The organism is Streptococcus mitis, from assembly GCF_000722695.1.
Taxonomy (GTDB): Bacteria; Bacillota; Bacilli; order Lactobacillales; family Streptococcaceae; genus Streptococcus; species Streptococcus mitis_O.
On the sequence record NZ_JPFU01000025.1, the window covers coordinates 1 to 741 of the forward strand.

1 protein-coding gene and 1 pseudogene are annotated in these 741 nt (G+C 37.9%); both read left to right on the forward strand.

Going from position 1 to position 741, the window contains the following annotated elements:
- Nucleotides 1-429: pseudogene (locus SK629_RS12870) on the forward strand (hypothetical protein); the annotation flags it as partial.
- The coding region (locus SK629_RS12875) for a hypothetical protein (RefSeq protein WP_042901894.1) at nt 430-741 on the forward strand (312 nt) is incomplete at its 3' end.

Genomic DNA, 741 nt, shown 5'->3' on the forward strand with positions numbered 1-741 from the left:
GTTGAAGCTGACTCTGATGCTACTTTAGACGCTGACTCACTTACTGAGTTGCTTGTTGAAGCTGACTCTGAAGCTACTTTAGATGCTGATTCACTTACTGAGTTGCTTGTTGAAGCTGATTCTGATGTAAGTTTAGATGCTGATTCACTTACTGAGTTGCTTGTTGAAGCTGACTCTGAAGCTACTTTAGATGCTGACTCACTTACTGAATTGCTTGTTGAAGCTGACTCTGATGTAAGTTTAGATGCTGATTCACTTACTGAGTTGCTTGTTGAAGCTGATTGTGAAGCTACTTCTGAAGCACGTTTAGATGCTGATTCACTTACTGAGTTGCTTGTTGAAGCTGACTCTGATGTAAGTTTAGATGCTGATTCACTTACTGAGTTGCTTGTTGAAGCTGATTCTGAAGCTTCTCTGAAGTTGCCTTAGATGCTGATTCACGTTACTGAATTGCTTGTTGAAGCTGACTTAGATACAGATGTACTTATTGAATACATTCGAACACAAGAACATTTTGGTGAAGCAGAAATGCTTGTACTAATTGAAGTAGAAAGTGATGCTGATTCTGAGAAGAACTTAGATACAGATGTTGAACGTGAAGTGCTTCCTGATAACGATTCTGAGAAGAACTTAGATACAGATTCTGATTGCAATTTACTTGTAGATAGTGATTCTGAGAATAGTCTAGAAACTGATTCTGACACTGATGTACTTACAGAATTTCCTTCTGATATCAATTTA